This window comes from Burkholderia sp. LMG 13014, assembly GCF_905232215.1.
Taxonomy (GTDB): Bacteria; Pseudomonadota; Gammaproteobacteria; order Burkholderiales; family Burkholderiaceae; genus Burkholderia.
Genome location: NZ_CAJNKE010000082.1, coordinates 1 through 17,312, shown reverse-complemented (window position 1 = coordinate 17,312; position 17,312 = coordinate 1). Strand labels below are relative to the sequence as shown.

The window sequence follows — 17,312 nt, the reverse complement described above, 5'->3', positions numbered from 1 at the left end:
CGCCACCGCCGAGCAGCGGCGTCTGAACCTGCGCGCCAACACCTGCGGAACCCTGGGCGCCGGTCTGGGCCGTCTGTGCGAACGCAGCCGAAGTCGCCATCGCCGTCAGTGCAGCACCCACCAGAATCGTACGAATCTTGTTCATGGTCATTCTCCCCAAAGACGTTGTTGCTGCGGGCCGCCTTTGTGCGGCTTGTCGCATGCCTCGCCGCGACGTGCGGCAGGTGGAGCCAATGTAGCGGCGCGAACGCGCAAAACGATTGATTTGCGGGGACTGTTACTTCCGTTGCAAATGCTGACGATTGACTCACATAGTTTGACAATCGGGGGCTTGCGGCGGGATGAATCGCATATTTGCCGGTGAGCGGGCGTGAATCCGGTGACGTGCGGTGCAGATCGCCCCGGGATGGCGATGCGGCCGCTCGACATACATCGTCGTCGGCCTGCCTATTCGAAAGCCCACGCCTTTGGCGAGCTTCCGTCTTTCCGATTCAGCTCAGCTGCTTCTGCCTGCATGTTGCCGACGCGACCCGGTTTCCGTTGCTCCGCGCCACTTCCCCCCAGACAAGTGCGCATCGGCCGCCCCGAGCCCCAGTTGCTCCGCAGCCAGCTTGGCGGCACGTATCGCATCGTCGAAGTTCTGCTCGGTTGCGACGTGGGCACGGTCGACGTTCACGACCCAGCTGTCAAACATGTAACGCCATCGAATTCTGCGTTCCTCGAGCAGCACAGAAAACCAACGCCAGATTGACGCATCTTCAGCATTGGCCGCCACCGCAGCATCGAAGCGAACTCGTTCCATCGCGCCCATATTCGTCATCCCGGATCCGCACATCACCAGCAAGCAGGCCTCGCAAAAATTCCGTTACGCCAGTTGCGCCGCCAGTTCAGGGATCTCCGAGAACAGATCGCCGACGAGGCCGTAGTCGGCCACGCTGAAGATCGGCGCTTCCGGATCCTTGTTGATCGCGACGATCACCTTCGAATCCTTCATGCCGGCCAAGTGCTGAATCGCACCCGAGATGCCGACCGCGATGTACAGCTGCGGCGCGACGATCTTGCCGGTCTGGCCGACCTGGTAGTCGTTCGGCACGTAGCCTGCGTCGACTGCCGCGCGCGATGCGCCCAGTGCTGCCGACAGCTTGTCTGCCAGCGGCTCCAGCACCTTCGTGTAGTTTTCGCCGCTGCCCAGACCGCGGCCGCCCGACACGATGATCTTCGCGCTCGTCAGTTCCGGACGGTCCAGCTTCGTCACTTCACGGCTCACGAATTGCGACTTGCCGGCGTCGGCTGCCGCTTCGATCTTCTCGACTACCGCGCTGCCGCCTTCCGCTGCCACCGGATCGAAACCGGTCGCTCGCACCGTGATCACCTTGATCGGATCGCTCGACTGCACCGTCGCGACCGCGTTGCCCGCGTAGATCGGGCGCTCGAACGTGTCGGCCGAATCGACCGCCGTGATGTCCGAGATCTGCGCGACGTCCAGCTTCGCGGCGATACGCGGCGCGATGTTCTTGCCGTAGGCCGTCGCCGGCGCGAGGATGTGCGAGTAATTCTTCGCGATGTTCATCACCGTCGCTTCGACGTTCTCGGCAAGACCATCGGCCATCTGCGGCGCATCGGCCAGCAGCACCTTCGACACCCCTGCGATCTTCGCTGCTGCGTCCGCTGCCGCTTGCGCGTTGTGGCCCGCGACCAGCACGTGAATGTCACCGCCAACGCATTTGCCAATCTCGGCCGCCGCCGCCACCGTGTTCAGCGTCGCGGCCTTGATCGACGCGTTGTCGTGTTCTGCAATCACCAGAATCGTCATTTCTTTCCGCTCCCTCTTACAGCACCTTGGCTTCGGTCTTCAGCTTCTCGACCAGCGTCTTCACATCCGGCACCTTCACGCCGGCTGCGCGCTTCGGCGGCTCGACCACCTTCAGCGTCTTCAGACGCGGCGCAACGTCCACGCCCAGGTCTTCCGGCTTCACCGTTTCCAGCGGCTTCTTCTTCGCCTTCATGATGTTCGGCAGCGTCACGTAACGCGGCTCGTTCAGCCGCAGATCGGTGGTAACGACCGCGGGCAGTTGAAGCGACAGCGTTTCCGCGCCGCCGTCGACTTCGCGTGCGACCGTGGCTTTACCGTCGGCCACCGTCACCTTCGACGCGAACGTCGCTTGCGGCAGGCTTGCCAGCGCAGCCAGCATCTGGCCCGTCTGGTTCGAATCGTCGTCGATCGCCTGCTTGCCGAGGATCACCAGTTGCGGCTGCTCCTTGTCGACCAGCGCCTTCAGGATCTTCGCGACGGCCAGCGGCTCGACGCTGTCGTTCGATTCGACGAGGATCGCACGATCCGCGCCGATCGCCAGCGCGGTACGCAGCGTTTCCTGCGCTTGCGCGACACCGACCGATACGGCGATCACTTCGGTCGCCACGCCCGCTTCCTTCAGGCGCACCGCTTCTTCAACCGCGATTTCGTCGAACGGGTTCATCGACATCTTCACGTTCGCGATGTCAACACCCGTGTTGTCCGACTTCACGCGGACCTTCACGTTGTAATCGACCACTCTTTTCACTGGCACCAGGATTTTCATGCACATGTCCTCGAAAGGTTCTGGCCATCAGTTTGCATATCGAATGATCCCGCTGGAATTCAAGATTCTGAAACAGGGCCTTCAAACCCCTCGAATTCGTCGATCCAACATAGGCCCGAAGCCCGGCAGACGTGGCACTTCCCCACGTTAACCGGCGGTTAAACACCCATTACGCAATCGCAAATTGAGTTCGGAAAATTGCTGCGGCACGCTTGTCTCATCCGCAAACGCCGTGCACATCGGCGCATGCCGGTCACGCGATATCCCTTTCCCTACTCTCGACGTCAACCGTCCAGCCCATCATGTCAGCTAACTGGCCCGATACCATCTTCGAGCATTTCAAGTCCTCCGACGTACGTCAGGTTGCGTACGTGCCTGACGCCGGCCACAAGCGCCTCATCGAGCTTTGCGAAGGCGATTCAGAAATTCACGCCGTATCCCTGACCACCGAAGAAGAAGGCGTTGCCATGATGGGCGGCGCCTGGGTCGGCGGGCAACGCGGCGTGCTGCTGCTGCAATCGAGCGGCGTCGGCAACTGCATCAACATGCTGTCGCTGCAGCACGAGTGCCGAATGCCGATTCTGATGCTCGTCACGATGCGTGGTGAGTGGGGCGAGTTCAACCCGTGGCAGGTCGCGATGGGCAAATCGACCCAGGCAGCCCTGGAATCCGCCGGCGTCCATGTGTACCGCGCGGACGATGCCGACGAAGTGGCCCCGACCGTCCAGGCGGCGCTGAATTTCGCGTTCAACACGTCGCGCATGGTGGCCGTACTGATCGGCCAACGCGTGATCGGCACGAAGAACTTCAAAAAGTGAGCATCGACATGACGCAACAGACCATTCCCATGAACCGCCGGACGACTGTTCAGCGCATCCTCCGCGATCGCGCGGATCGCGTACTGGCCGTCACCAGCCTCGGCAACCCGACCTTCGACGTTGCCGCCGCCGGCGACACGCCGCAAAACTTCTATCTCTGGGGTGCCATGGGCGGCGCCGTGACGTTCGGGCTCGGCATCGCACGCGCGCAACCGTCCAAGCGGGTCGTGGTATTCGTGGGCGACGGCGAAATGATGATGGGCCTCGGCTCACTGGCGACCGTTGGCGTCGATCGCCCGTCCAATCTGTCGATCGTCGTGATCGACAACGGTCACTATGCCGAAACCGGGATGCAGCCCGCACATGCCGGACGAGGCGTCGACGTCACGGCTGTCGCACGGGCAGCCTGCATCGAAAACGCACGCACGATCACGACGGAAGCGCAACTCGACGATTTCGTCGACGCCATCCTGAACGGTGACGGCCCGGTACTCGCGACCGTCAAGGTGAGCACCGACCCGGCTCCGGTGTGCCTGCCGCCGCGCGACGGTCCTTATCTGCGCAGCCGCTTCCGCGAGGCGCTGCTCGGGCCCGCCGCACACGCAAGCCAATAAGGGCTTACGCCGGCAGATCGCCATGCACGAAGGGTTCCGCCCATCGCGGAGCCCTTTTTCCATTCCTGGACGCCGCCTGTCGTCCCGGTACAATCGGCATCCGGTTCCCTTATTGCCCAGAGTCCGCATGCCGTCCCAAACCGACAAAGACATGCTCGTCGCGCTGATCAGACAGTTGGATCGCCATCCGGAGCTGCTGGAGCGAGTCTTCGATTGCCTCCCCGACGTGCTCTATTACGTCAAGGACGCCAATGCGCGCTATCTGTCCGTCAACCAGACGCTGATCGATCGAAGCGGCCTTGCACGCGACGACGTCATCGGCAAGACAGCAGACCAACTCTTTCCCGTGACCGGCGCAAGCACCGTCGCACAGGACTTGTCCGTCATCGAAAACAAGGCACCGATCGTTGACCGGCTTCGTCTCTACTCGACCGGCATCGGGCACAAATACTGGTGCCTCAGTTCGAAGTTTCCAATCGTCGACGAGAACGAAAGCGGCATCGGCATGATCGGCGTCTCCCGCGACCTGCCGCGCCCCGACGAGCGCCATCACGGATACCGGCGGCTTTTCGACTTTCTTGCCTATCTGGAACAGCACCTGAGTCAGAACATCCTCATCACGGAGGCGGCCGATCATGCATCGATCTCGGTCGACACGCTCGAGCGCCTGACACGCGAAGTATTCCACCTGACACCGAAGCAGCTACTGATGAAGATGCGAATCGATCACGCATGCAAGCTGCTCGAAACCACCGATCACAGCATTACCGAAATTGCAGCCAGCTGCGGTTACGCGGACCATAGCGCATTTACGCGCCAGTTCAAGCTGGCCACGCATCTGACCCCGCGGCAGTATCGCGATGCCCGCGGACGTGGCCTTCACCCGGCCTGACGGCAACAAGATCGTCCACAAAAGAGAACGCGCCGGACACCACAACGGCGACCGGCGCGCGTGTCTCCAGTTTGGCCTTGCCACGCTCAGTAAACAGCCTCCTCAACTACCAGATTTCCGGTATTGATTCGATCAGCCGACAGCGGAGTCAGATCGATCGTCTGGTATTCACCGAACGACAGAAGTTCCGCCACGCCGCGACCGACGCCAGGGCTGTGCATCATTCCGTGACCGCTGAATCCCGCGGCGACAAACGAATTCTCCGGCCCACTTTGACCGATGAGGCCGTTGTGATCGAGCACGTTGTATTCGTAGTAGCCGGCCCACGCGTGTTCGACACGTAGCGCTTCGAAGGCCGGGATCCGTTCCGCGAGGGTCGGCCAGATAATGTCGTCGAACTCCGCGAAGTTGACGTCGAGCGGCAAGTCGTCGAGATCATGCTCGGCCGACGGCGACACAATGCACAGGAAGTGATTTTGCTCACGCCTCAAATAGATGCCCGAGGTATCGATCAAAATCGGGAGGTCCGGAATTGCGGTCGGACAGGACACGACAAATGCGCAACGTCGGCGTGGTCGAACAGGCAGATCGATTCCGACCGTACTCGCGAGCGTCGACGACCACGCACCGCCCGCATTCACGAATTGATCCCCGGCAATCAGACGGCCATCGCTCAATTCGACATGCGTGATGCGATTGCCCGTCGTACGGTATGCCGTCGCATCACCTGTTACGAACTGAACGCCAGCCTCACGTGCCCGATTGCGATACCACTGCATCAGACTGTATCCGTCGAACCAGCCTTCCCCGGACAACCCCTCTGCTGCATACGCGAGATCGCTGACGTTCAACCACGGATAGCGTGCAATCAGCTCTTCCGGCGATCGCTCGGCGATGGCGACGCCCATCGACCGCGCCAGCGCAGTTCGCTTGCGCAGCACGGGCGCCTGGTCGGACGTACCGACGAACAGATAGCCGCAGTCGATCAAGTCGACGCCTGCACCGAATCGCTCCTTGTCGCGTTCGATCGAACGCATGAACTCGTAGCCGAATCGCGACAACTGGATGCAGGACGGTGTGGAGAACTGTTGACGGATCGAGCTCGCCGACAGCGCCGATGATGCGATCCTGTATGTCGGATCACGTTCGATCACCCAGATCTCGCGATCCGTGCGATCCTGCTGGGTCAGGAAGTAGGCGATGGAACACCCGATTCCGCCGCCACCGGTAATGACGATTCTTTCGCTCATGACATGCCTCTTGGTGATGCGTCGTGGTTCGATGCGTCAGATCGAAGTCAGGCCAGCAGCTTCGCGCATGCCGCCTCGATACGCTGAAGCGCTTCTTCCAGCTGCTCGACGGATGCGGCATATGACAGCCTGAAATACGGGGAAAGCAGGAACCCTGTCCCGGAGACGACTGCAACGTTGGCATCGTCCAGCAGGTAGCGGACGAAATCCTGATCGCTGTCGATGCGCGCACCGGAGAACGTATGCCGCCCGATCAATTCCTGGCAGCCGACGAAGGCATAGAACGCCCCCTCCGGCTCGCGGCATTGCAGCCCGGGAATGCGACGCAACGCTTCAACAACCTGCTTGCGTCGCTGATTGAACGCGCGTCGCGACGTCTCGACGAACTCCTGACTACCGGTGAGCGCTTCAACCGATGCGTATTGCGCGATGGACGTAGCGCTCGTGACGATCTGCCCCTGCACGAGATTCATCGCCTTGATGAGCTGCGCAGGCCCTGCTGCGTAGCCGATACGCCACCCGGTCATCGCATACACCTTCGACACACCGTTGATGAGAAGCGTGCGTTCGTACAGGTCAGGGGCGACGTTCAGGATGTTGCTGAACGGGACATCGACGTAAATCAGCTTCTCGTAGATGTCGTCCGACAGTACCCAGACATGGGGGTGCCGACGCAGCACGTCGGCGAGCGACATCAGTTCGTCGCGCGAATACACGGCGCCTGTCGGATTGGATGGCGAATTCAGCATCAACCACTTGGTGCGCGGCGTAATGGCGGCTTCGAGTTGTGCCGCCGTGAGCTTGAAGCCTGCGGTTTCCGGGCACGGGACACAGACCGGCGTACCGCCCGACATCTTCACGATCTCGGGGTAGGACACCCAGCAGGGTGTCGGCACAATCACTTCGTCACCGACGTTCAGCGACGCAAAGAACGCCGCGAAGATCGCCTGTTTCGCCCCCGATGACACGCTGATACCCGCGACCGGGTAGATCAGGCCATTGTCGTTCGCGAGCTTCGCCGCAATTGCCTCGCGCAACTCCGGGATGCCCGCCGCCTCGGTATAGCGCGTCTTGCCGCTGCGCATTGCCCGAATGGCCGCCTCCTGGATGTTTTCAGGGGTGGGAAAATCCGGCTCGCCCTGCGACAGCGATATCACGTTCCGCCCGGCCCGGCGCAGCTCCGCTGCACGCGCGGCCATCGCCATCGTCTCCGCGGGCGCGATCTGCCCGATTCTGTCCGCAATGATGTTCATTTAAGTTTTCTGGTCCGGGAAAAAAACCGGCCCGACGCATGGACGTACGCCGGACCGGGACATCAAACTTACAGACGCTCGGCGACCGCCTTGATCTGCATGAATTGAAGCAGGTAGTCCGGGCCACCGGTCTTCGTGTCGGTACCGGTGAGATTGAAACCGCCGAACGGCTGGATCCCGACGAGCGCGCCGGTGCATTTGCGGTTGAAGTACAGGTTGCCGACATGGAACTCGCGGCGAGCGATTTCGATGCGCTCGCGGTCGTTCGAGAACAGCGCGCCAGTCAGGCCGTAAACCGTGTTGTTCGCGACCTGCAGGCCTTCGGCGAAGTCCTTCACGCGGATCGCCGCGACGAACGGACCGAACACTTCCTCCTGCGCGATGCGCGCAGTCGGCGACACGTCGCCGAAGATCGTCGGCTCGATCAGGTAGCCCGGTGCGTCGGCAACCTTGCCGCCCGTCAGCAGCTTGCCCTCGCCGCGGCCGACGTCGATGTACGACTGGACCTTCCTGTACTGCATTTCGTTGCACACGGGCCCGAGGCTCGGGTTGTTTTTCGCCTCGTCGACGACCAGCTTCTTCGTACGCTCGATCACGCGCTCGATCAGCGCGTCATAGACGGAATCCACCACGATCAGGCGCGAGCAAGCCGAGCATTTCTGGCCGGAATAGCCGAACGCAGCCTGGATCACGCCCGTTGCGGCGTCGTCCAGATTGGCGGTCTCGTCAACCAGGATGCCGTCCTTGCCGCCCAGCTCCAGGAAGACACGCTTGAACCACTTCTGCCCGGGCGCGAGCTTCGCCGCCGATTCGTTGATCGCCGCACCGGTCGCGAGCGACCCCGTGAAGTTGACGAAGCGGGTGCGCGGATGCGCGACGAGATACGAGCCGACGTCGCGCCCCGAGCCCGGCAGATAGTTGACGACTCCCGGCGGCAGACCGGCTTCCTCGAAGATGTCGAACACCTTCGCCAGCGACACGATCGTGTCCTCCGCCGGCTTGCACACGACGGTGTTGCCGACGACGATCGCACCCACGGTCATGCCGGTCATCAGGGCCATCGGGAAGTTCCACGGCGAAATCGTCACGCCGGCACCGAGCGGAATGTAGAAGCTCTCGTTCTCTTCACCCGGATAGTGGATCAGCGAACCCAGTCCACCGACATGGGTCAGCGCCTGCCGTGCGTAGTACTCGGTGAAGTCGATCATCTCCGCGACTTCAGCGCTGGCCTCGACATAGTTCTTGCCGATCTCGTAGACGAGCCATGCTTCGAGTTCGCGCTTGCGGCGACGCATGATCGCAGCCGCCTTCAGCATCACGCGCGAGCGATCTTCCTGCGTCCAGCGCTTCCACGATTCGAACGCCTTCCACGCCGCATCGAGTGCCGCATCGGCATGCTGCTGCGTTGCCTTCGCCGAATAGCCGACGATCTCCGCCGGATTCGACGGGTTCGTCGAGACAAGCTTGTCGTCCGTCATGACGCGCTCGCCATTGATGATCAGAGGATACGTCTCGCCAAAGCGCGTACGCACCTTGTCGAGCGCACCGCGCATGTCGGCGACGGCGGCGTCGGTGTCAAAGAGGTCGAACGGCTCGTTCTTGTACGGTGCAATCAACATCGCTATCTCCTGTAGAGGGCAGTCGGATCGACGGAGGCCTCATTGCGCTCCCCCGACGTTGAGCGGATTGTCGATCGACGAAAACGAGCCGTCTTGATTTGCGTCGAGATTATTTTGCGGAATTCTGCACAATCAACCATCGATAACCATGCCACTTACCCTCTATATACGCATAAATATGCAGCTCACCTGGAAATATAAGCCCGTAGATGGAATCCTTACTTTTGCGGATTTTTTCCTGTTGCTATGATTCGCTCATCGGCACGCCAAAGCAAAGAGGCAAATCATGGGAATGCATTTCGATCTGGTCGATCTCCGCCTGATGAGCGCCATCGCGGAAACGAACAGCCTGACACGCGGCGCCGAGCGCTCGTGCATGTCGGTACCCGCCGCCAGCACACGCATCAAGAACCTTGAAGAGAGCATGGGCTCGAAGCTGCTGTTCCGGACGAGCCAGGGTGTGACGCTCACCCCGCCCGGGCAGGCGTTCCTGCATCATGCGCGGCTCGTGCTGTCGCAACTCGAGCACTTGCGCGGCGACATGCAGGAATACGCGCGCGGCATCAAGGGTCACATTCGATTGTTCGCCAATACCACCGCGACCACCGAGTTCCTGCCGAACGACCTGCGAGACTTTCTTGCAACCCATCCGGACGTCAATATCGGCCTGAAGGAACGACTGAGCCACGATATCGTCCGCGCGATCAGCGAAGGGTGGGCGGACGTCGGCATCGTGGCGGGAGAGGTCAGGACCGAATCGTTGATGACACTGCCCTATCGCAGGGACAAGCTGATCCTCGCCGTCCATCCGTCACATCCGCTGGCCGATCGCCAATCGATCCCGTTCGCCGAGACCACCGGCTTCGACTTCATCGGGCTCCCGGAAGCGAGCGCGATCCATACCTTCCTCAATCGCGTCGTCAACGATCTCCACAAGACGCTTCAGGTGCGGATCGAAGTGGGCAATTTCGAGGCACTGTGCCGAATGGTCGAGGCGAACGTAGGTATCGGCGTGCTGCCATTCTCGTCGGCGGCACGCTATGCGCGGCTCATGAACGTCAAGCTCGTAACGATCGAGGACGACTGGGCAACCCGCAATCTGCTGATCTGCATCCGCAGCCTCGACCTGTTGCCGTCGTTCGCGCGCGAACTCGTCGATCAGCTCACCGGCAAGGCCCAGGACGACGACCATCTGCACGATGCCGGCCAGGTCGCCGTGACACCTTAAACACCACTTAAAGCCCCGTTTCCAAAGCACAAATTGTCGCCGGCATCCCGGTGCGTCACGCTTGCAGCAACGACGCATTTTTTGGGAAACCGACGACATGTCCGCAGCATTCGACTCCCTTCGCGACTGGATCGGGCGCACGCAATCCGAACGCGAAACCGTCTCGCCTCGGCTCGCCGCGCAGCTCGCCGCGTTGCTCGATCACGAAGCAACGCTCGAGCCGGGCGATGCGCTTCCGCCGCTCTGGCACTGGGCACTCTTTCCCGCCATTGCTCGTCAATCGCACGTTGGCGTCGACGGACACCCCACGCGAGGCGGATTCCTGCCCCCCGTCCCGTTGCCGCGCCGCATGTGGGCCGGCAGCCGGGTGCAATTCGAACGTCCGGTTCGAATCGGTCACGAGGTCACGCGGACGTCGCAGATCGTCGACGTTGGCGCGAAGGAAGGACGCAGCGGACAACTGGTGTTCGTTCGTGTTCGTCACCAGCTCGAAGATGTCGAAGGCGGGCTACTGTCTGAAGAGCAGGACATCGTCTACCGCGACGCACCTCGGGTACCGAGTTCCCCGGATGGCGGAATCGACGCGCCAGGCGACGGCACCTGGCGGCGCCTGATCGTGCCCGATCCCGTGCTGCTGTTCCGCTATTCGGCCGTGACCTACAACGGCCACCGGATCCACTACGACCGTCCGTACGCGACCGAGCAGGAAGGGTATCCCGCGCTGGTCGTCCACGGTCCGCTGACCGCCACGCTCCTCGTCGATCTCGTCCGCCGCAACCTGCCGCGCGCACCGATCGCCGGATTTTCATTCAAGGCTATCGGCCCGCTCTTCGACAACGAACCGTTCTACGTGTGCGCAACCCACGACCCGGCGTCGCCCGAGATTCACATCTGGGCGGAAAGCGCCCGTGGTCGGCTATGCGTCGATGGGCGCGTGACGCTGACCGAAGCCCATCCCGCCACAGGAAACTAAGAGGAGATTCACGTGTTGGATATCGCCGCACCGCACCAAGAGATTCGCGAGGCCATTCGCGACCTGTGTTCGAACTTCCCGCCGGAGTATTTCCGCAAGATCGACGAAGAACGCACCTACCCGGAAGCCTTCGTCCAGGCGCTGACCGATGCAGGTTGGCTTGCCGCCCTGATTCCGCAGGAATATGGCGGATCCGGTCTCGGCCTGACCGAGGCATCGGTGATCATGGAGGAAATCAATCGCAGCGGCGGCAACTCGGGGGCCTGCCACGGTCAGATGTACAACATGGGCACGCTGCTGCGCCATGGCTCTGTCGAGCAGAAGTCGAAGTATCTGCCGCAGATCGCCAGCGGCAAGCTCCGGTTGCAATCGATGGGCGTGACCGAACCCACGACGGGCACCGACACGACGAAGTTGAAGACGACAGCCATTCGCAAGGACGATCGCTACGTCGTCAACGGACAGAAGGTCTGGATCTCGCGCGTCCAGCATTCCGATCTGATGATTCTGCTGGCTCGTACGACGCCGATCGACCAGGTAGCAAAGAAATCCGAAGGTATGTCGATTTTCCTCGTCGATCTTCGCGAGGCAATCGGCAACGGCATGACGGTGCGCCCGATCCCGAACATGGTGAATCACGAGACGAACGAATTGTTCTTCGACAACCTCGAGATTCCCGCGGAAAACCTGATCGGCGAAGAAGGCAAGGGCTTCAAGTACATCCTCGACGGCCTGAACGCCGAACGGACGCTGATCGCTGCCGAATGCATCGGCGACGGGTACTGGTTCCTCGACAAGGTCTCGAAGTACGTGAAGGAACGCGTCGTGTTCGGTCGGCCGATCGGTCAGAACCAGGGCGTGCAGTTCCCGATCGCGCGCGCCTACGTGAACGTCGAGGCCGCGAGCCTGATGCGCTACAAGGCATGCGAGCTGTTCGACGCGAAGCAGCCGGCCGGTGCGCAAGCCAACATGGCCAAGCTGCTTGCGGCCGACGCATCGTGGGAAGCCGCGAACGCATGCCTGCAGTTCCACGGCGGATTCGGCTTCGCGAACGAATACGACGTCGAGCGCAAATTCCGCGAGACGCGCCTGTATCAGGTCGCCCCGATCTCGACGAACCTGATCCTGTCGTACGTCGCCGAGCATCTGCTCGGTCTGCCGCGATCTTTCTAGGAGCGCGCCATGAAACCCCTGACCGGCATCAAGGTCATCACGCTCGAGCACGCGATCGCGGCGCCTTTCTGCACACGGCAGCTCGCCGATCTCGGCGCACGCGTCATCAAGGTCGAGCGTCCCGGCGTGGGCGATTTCGCACGCGCCTATGACGAGCGCGTCAACGGCGAAGCATCGCATTTCGTCTGGTGCAACCGCTCCAAGGAAAGCCTGACGCTCGACGTGAAGGCGCCCGAGGCCAAGGCTGTACTCGGAAAACTGCTTGCCGACGCCGACGTGCTCGTGCAAAACCTCGCACCCGGTGCAGCGGCACGCCTCGGCCTGTCCTACGACGCGCTGCATGCGTCTCATCCCAAGCTGATCGTCTGCAACATCTCGGGCTATGGGCCGGACGGCCCGTATCGCGACAAGAAGGCCTACGACCTGCTGATCCAGAGCGAATCCGGCTTTCTGTCCGTAACAGGCGGCCCGGATTCGCCGGCAAAGGCCGGCTGTTCGATCGCCGACATCGCCGCCGGCATGTACGCATACACGAACATCCTGGCCGCACTGCTCGAACGATCCAAGACCGGGCGCGGCAAGCAGATCGACGTCTCGATGCTCGAGAGCATGGTCGAATGGATGAACTATCCGATGTACTACGCATTCGACGGCGCATCGCCTCCCCGTCGGGCAGGCGCGGCACACGCCACGATCTATCCGTACGGCCCCTTCCCGGCCGGAGACGGCAAGTCGGTGATGCTCGGCCTGCAGAACGAGCGTGAATGGGCCGCATTCTGCGAGCACGTCCTTCATGTACCGCAACTGGCGGCAGATCCTCGCTTCAACTCGAATGCGAAGCGCGTGGCGTCACGCGATGCGCTGTGCGCGATCATCGTCGATGCATTCTCGAAGCTCACTGCTGCGGAAGTCGTCGATCGACTCGACACCGCGCAGATCGCCAATGCCCACATGAACGAGATGGCCGACGTCTGGGCGCATCCGCAGTTGCGCGCGCGCAACCGGTGGGTCGAAATCGATTCTCCTGCCGGCCGCATCCCGGCGCTCCTTCCGCCCGGCGTCGATCACGCGGAAGACGTTCGCATGGATGCCGTCCCCGCCCTGGGGCAACACACCGATGCCCTTCTCCACGAACTCGGTTTCACCGACGCAGACGTTCGCAGATGGCGCGACGCGTGCGTGATCTAACCCGCAACCGCAAGCGACTCGAACATGACCCATACCCAGACTCTCGCGAACTTCGCGGCACAACTCCGCTTCGACCAGATTCCCGTCGACGTGATTCGTCGCACCGAAGACCTTTTCCTCGACTGGTACGGCTCGACACTCGCGGGCCGTGGCGCCCGCCCGGTGGAAACCATCCACGCGCTCGCGTTCAAGTTCGGGCCCGCATCCGGACCGTGCGAAGTGCTGATTTCGCGGCGCACGACAAGCTCGTTTTTCGCTGCGCTGGTCAATGCGGCCGCCTCGCACTTTGCCGAGCAGGACGATCTCCACAATAGTTCCGTATTGCATCCGGCCACGGTCGTCTTTCCCGCCGCATTGGCCGCCGCGCAATCACTCGGGCGCAGCGGAAAAGAGTTCTTGACCGCATGCGTCGCGGGCTATGAAGTCGGCGTGCGGGTCGGCGAATTCCTTGGCCGCTCCCACTACAAGACGTTTCATACCACCGGTACCGTCGGCACGCTTGCTGCCGCTGCAGCAGTCAGCCACTTGCTGAACCTCGACGGTGAACAAATGCTGCACGCGTTCGGCTCGGCCGGTACGCAAGCGGCGGGTCTGTGGCAATTCCTCAAGGACGCGGCAGATTCGAAACAGTTGCATACCGCAAAGGCCGCCGCAAGCGGCCTGTTCGCGGCCTATCTCGCGGCAGAGGGTTTCACCGGCGCGGCAGACATTCTCGAAGGCGAGAAGGGAATGGGCGCGGGGATGTCAGACCAGACGTACCCGGACAAACTGGTTGATCGGCTCGGCACACGCTGGGCACTGGCCGAAACCTCGTTCAAGTACCACGCGTCGTGCCGACACACCCATCCGGCTGCCGACGCGTTGTTGCAAATCATCGAGCGCAATGCGCTGAAGCCGGACGATATCGAACGCGTGGTCACGCATGTTCACCAGGCCGCAATAGACGTCCTCGGGCCGGTCGTGAATCCGCAGACGGTCCATCAGGCGAAGTTCTCGATGGGGACGGTGCTCGGCCTCGTAGCGGCCTACGGGCATGCCGGCGTGCGCGAGTTCGACGCACATTACGCGTCACCCGACATCGTGCGCTTCCGCGACAAGGTTCGAATGGAACTCGACCCGGAAGTCGACTCCGCCTATCCGGCACGCTGGATCGGCAAAGTGACCGTGACGACGAAGGACGGCCGCACCCTGGAGGGCCGCGTCGACGATCCGAAGGGCGACCCCGGCAATACGTTGTCGCGTGCTGAACTGGAACACAAGGTTCGCACGCTCGCGCTGTACGCCGACGCGGCAACGGAAGCCGAAGTTACCGAATCCATCGGGAAGATCTGGGCCATCGCTGACGCCACGGTCGTTCCGTCACTGCTCGCCTCACAAAACCCGGAGAATCGACATGTCTGAGCTCGCCCCCCGTTCCTATCTGTTTGTTCCCGGTAATCGACCGGATCGCTTCGCGAAGGCCGCCGCCTCGGGCGTCGACGTCGTGGTGATCGACCTCGAAGATGCGGTGCCGCCTGCGGAAAAGAAGGTCGCACGCGCCGCGCTTGCCGAGTGGCTGGCATCCAACGACACACCGGTGGCCGTGCGTATCAACGACGTCAACAGCGAATGGTTCCGCGAGGATATTGCGCTGTGCCGCGCACCGTCCGTCAAGACGGTCATGCTGCCGAAAACCGAACGCATCGACGACATCTTCCTCTGCGAGTTCGCCGGCAAGCCGACCGAGGTGCTGCCGATGATCGAAACGGCGCAGGGCTTCCGCAACGTGGTCGCCATCGCTCAGCACCGACTGACGACTCGCCTCGTGTTCGGCAATATCGACTTCCAGCTCGATCTGTCGATCGACGGCGACGACGAGCAGTTGCTGTATTTCCGATCGCACATCGTGCTGGCGTCCCGCCTCGGCAACTTGTTGCCGCCCGTCGACGGCGTGAGCCTCGCACTGGATGATCCTGCGCAGATCGAGCGCGACACGCTCCGCGCGAAGCGACTTGGCTTCGGCGCAAAGCTTTGCATTCATCCGAAGCAGGTCCAGGCAGTCAACGCCTCGTTCCTGCCGACGGAAAAAGAGATCGAATGGGCGCGCAAGGTTGTCGATACGGCCGGCGCATCGCACGGCGCAGCCGTCGCAGTCGACGGACGCATGGTCGACCGTCCGGTCATTCTCAAGGCGCAGGAAATTCTCGCGGAATCGCAACGACGTGCGGTGGCCGCGCCCTAACCGAATGGAGGCAGGAACGATGGAACGCTTTGAAATGGTCATCGACGGACGAAACTGTCCGTCGTCATCCGGTGAATGGTTCGAGACTGAAAATCCGTACACCGGCGAACCGTGGGCAATGGTTGCGAAAGGCACCGCCGCCGACGTCGACCGCGCCGTCCAGGCCGCACACACGGCCTTTACGTCCGGCCCGTGGGCACAAATGACGCCGAGCCAGCGCGGCCAACTGCTGCATCGTGTCGGCGACCTGATCGCTCGCGACGCGAAACGGCTCGCCGAACTGGAGGTGCGTGACAATGGCAAGCTGATGGCCGAAATGTATGGCCAGTGCCAGTACATCCCGCAGTGGTACTACTACTTCGGCGGCCTGGCCGACAAGATCCAGGGCGCGGTGATTCCGCTCGACAAGCAGGGCTACTTCAATTTCACGCGCAACGAGCCGCTCGGCGTCGTCGCCGCGATCACGCCGTGGAACTCTCCGCTACTGCTCGCCACATGGAAGATCGCTCCGGCGCTCGCGGCCGGCTGCACGGTCGTGATCAAGCCGTCCGAGTTCACATCGGTGTCGACGATCGAGTTCGCGAAACTGTTCGAAGAAGCCGGCTTCCCGCCGGGCGTGGTGAACGTCGTCACTGGCTTCGGAGCCGACGTGGGCGCGCCACTCGTCGAGCATCCCCTCGTCAAGAAGATCACGTTCACAGGCGCGGATTCGACCGGGCGCGCGATCAACGAAGCCGCCGCACGACAGTTCAAGCACGTGAGCCTCGAGCTCGGCGGCAAGTCGCCGAATATCGTCTTCGAAGATGCAGACCTCGACGACGCGGTGAATGGTGCAGTTTCAGGGATCTTCGCGGCAACGGGACAGACCTGCATCGCCGGCTCGCGGCTACTGGTCCAGGAAAGCATCTACGATTCGTTCGTCGAGCGCCTGTTGGCACTTGCCCGCACTGCGAAGATGGGCGATCCCGCATCGCTCGAGACGCAGGTTGGTCCGGTGACGACCCGTCCGCAATACAAGAAGGTACTCGCGTACATCGACATCGCGAAGGAAGAAGGCGCGAAACTGCTGCTCGGCGGCAAACCCGGCAGCGACCAGGCGTGTGGCAACGGCTGGTTCGTCGAACCGACGATTTTCGGCGACGTGCACAACGACATGCGAATCGCACAGGAAGAAGTGTTCGGTCCGATCCTGTCGATCATCAAGTTCAAGGATGAAGACGACGCGGTGCGTATCGCGAATGACGTTCGCTTCGGGCTGGGCTCGGGTGTCTGGACCAAGGACATCGGCCGCTCGCTGCGCGTCGCGGAGCGCATCCAGGCTGGCATGGTGTGGGTCAACAGCTATCGCGCGGTAAGCTACATGTCGCCGTTCGGCGGGTACAAGGATTCCGGGCTCGGGCGCGAGAACGGCATCGATGCGATCCGCGAGTACCTGCAGACGAAGAGTGTGTGGATCAATACCGGCGTGAAGACAGCCAATCCGTTCGTCATGCGGTAATACCAC

General features: G+C 62.0%; 16 protein-coding genes. 10 read left to right on the top strand and 6 right to left on the bottom strand.

All coding sequences use genetic code 11. The features are described 5' to 3' along the window. Positions 1–496: 496 nt before the first annotated feature. From JYJ84_RS37760 to JYJ84_RS12285, 3 genes are read right to left on the bottom strand one after another with little or no spacing between them, the layout of a single operon-like run. Complete coding sequence (locus tag JYJ84_RS37760; protein WP_226220197.1) at positions 497–820, bottom strand: hypothetical protein; 324 nt, start codon at positions 818–820, stop codon at positions 497–499. A gap of 45 nt (positions 821–865) precedes the next feature. After that, a complete protein-coding gene (locus tag JYJ84_RS12290; RefSeq protein ID WP_175984805.1) occupies positions 866–1,813 on the bottom strand; it encodes an electron transfer flavoprotein subunit alpha/FixB family protein in 948 nt (315 codons plus the stop codon). A 16-nt stretch (positions 1,814–1,829) separates the two neighbouring features. Beyond that, a complete protein-coding gene (locus tag JYJ84_RS12285) occupies positions 1,830–2,579 on the bottom strand; it encodes an electron transfer flavoprotein subunit beta/FixA family protein (protein WP_175223601.1) in 750 nt (249 codons plus the stop codon). Positions 2,580–2,881: 302 nt separating this feature from the next. Between JYJ84_RS12285 and JYJ84_RS12280 the strand changes: the two genes are divergently transcribed. The 3 genes from JYJ84_RS12280 to JYJ84_RS12270 all read left to right on the top strand — a co-directional run bounded on the left by JYJ84_RS12280 (position 2,882) and on the right by JYJ84_RS12270 (position 4,903). Continuing rightward, the gene (locus JYJ84_RS12280; RefSeq protein ID WP_175223610.1) at positions 2,882–3,397 is read left to right on the top strand and encodes a thiamine pyrophosphate-binding protein; all 516 of its coding nucleotides are present in this window, start codon (positions 2,882–2,884) and stop codon (positions 3,395–3,397) included. A gap of 8 nt (positions 3,398–3,405) precedes the next feature. Beyond that, positions 3,406–4,011: a thiamine pyrophosphate-dependent enzyme gene (locus JYJ84_RS12275; protein ID WP_175223602.1), complete on the top strand. Its 606-nt coding sequence runs from the start codon at positions 3,406–3,408 to the stop codon at positions 4,009–4,011. 151 nt (positions 4,012–4,162) lie between these two features. Further along, positions 4,163–4,903 carry a helix-turn-helix domain-containing protein gene (locus JYJ84_RS12270; RefSeq protein WP_226220071.1) on the top strand — a complete coding sequence of 247 codons (741 nt, stop codon included), beginning with the start codon at positions 4,163–4,165 and terminating at the stop codon, positions 4,901–4,903. A gap of 86 nt (positions 4,904–4,989) precedes the next feature. Here JYJ84_RS12270 and JYJ84_RS12265 read toward each other — a convergent pair whose 3' ends face one another. From JYJ84_RS12265 to pruA, 3 genes are all read right to left on the bottom strand, one after another. Further along, the gene (locus tag JYJ84_RS12265; RefSeq protein ID WP_122950267.1) at positions 4,990–6,153 is read right to left on the bottom strand and encodes an FAD-binding oxidoreductase; all 1,164 of its coding nucleotides are present in this window, start codon (positions 6,151–6,153) and stop codon (positions 4,990–4,992) included. A 47-nt stretch (positions 6,154–6,200) separates the two neighbouring features. After that, entirely contained in the window at positions 6,201–7,406 is a 1,206-nt protein-coding gene (locus tag JYJ84_RS12260; RefSeq protein ID WP_175223603.1) for a pyridoxal phosphate-dependent aminotransferase, read from the bottom strand. 68 nt (positions 7,407–7,474) lie between these two features. Next, positions 7,475–9,025, bottom strand: a complete 1,551-nt coding sequence (gene pruA / locus JYJ84_RS12255; RefSeq protein ID WP_122950265.1) for an L-glutamate gamma-semialdehyde dehydrogenase — start codon at positions 9,023–9,025, stop codon at positions 7,475–7,477. 286 nt (positions 9,026–9,311) lie between these two features. Between pruA and JYJ84_RS12250 the strand changes: the two genes are divergently transcribed. The 7 genes from JYJ84_RS12250 to JYJ84_RS12220 all read left to right on the top strand — a co-directional run bounded on the left by JYJ84_RS12250 (position 9,312) and on the right by JYJ84_RS12220 (position 17,306). Beyond that, the gene (locus JYJ84_RS12250) at positions 9,312–10,253 is read left to right on the top strand and encodes a LysR substrate-binding domain-containing protein (protein ID WP_122950264.1); all 942 of its coding nucleotides are present in this window, start codon (positions 9,312–9,314) and stop codon (positions 10,251–10,253) included. Positions 10,254–10,350: 97 nt separating this feature from the next. Beyond that, positions 10,351–11,226, top strand: coding sequence for a MaoC family dehydratase N-terminal domain-containing protein (locus tag JYJ84_RS12245; RefSeq protein ID WP_122950263.1), 876 nt, complete (start codon positions 10,351–10,353; stop codon positions 11,224–11,226). Positions 11,227–11,238: 12 nt separating this feature from the next. After that, positions 11,239–12,399, top strand: coding sequence for an acyl-CoA dehydrogenase family protein (locus tag JYJ84_RS12240; protein ID WP_374102100.1), 1,161 nt, complete (start codon positions 11,239–11,241; stop codon positions 12,397–12,399). 9 nt (positions 12,400–12,408) lie between these two features. Continuing rightward, positions 12,409–13,587: a CaiB/BaiF CoA-transferase family protein gene (locus JYJ84_RS12235; RefSeq protein ID WP_122950261.1), complete on the top strand. Its 1,179-nt coding sequence runs from the start codon at positions 12,409–12,411 to the stop codon at positions 13,585–13,587. 24 nt (positions 13,588–13,611) lie between these two features. Beyond that, positions 13,612–14,988 carry an MmgE/PrpD family protein gene (locus JYJ84_RS12230; protein WP_122950260.1) on the top strand — a complete coding sequence of 459 codons (1,377 nt, stop codon included), beginning with the start codon at positions 13,612–13,614 and terminating at the stop codon, positions 14,986–14,988. Beyond that, positions 14,981–15,808: a CoA ester lyase gene (locus JYJ84_RS12225; protein ID WP_122950259.1), complete on the top strand. Its 828-nt coding sequence runs from the start codon at positions 14,981–14,983 to the stop codon at positions 15,806–15,808. Before JYJ84_RS12230 ends, JYJ84_RS12225 begins: the two co-directional genes overlap by 8 nt. A 19-nt stretch (positions 15,809–15,827) precedes the next feature. Then, entirely contained in the window at positions 15,828–17,306 is a 1,479-nt protein-coding gene (locus tag JYJ84_RS12220; RefSeq protein ID WP_175223604.1) for an aldehyde dehydrogenase, read from the top strand. Positions 17,307–17,312 lie beyond the last annotated feature (6 nt).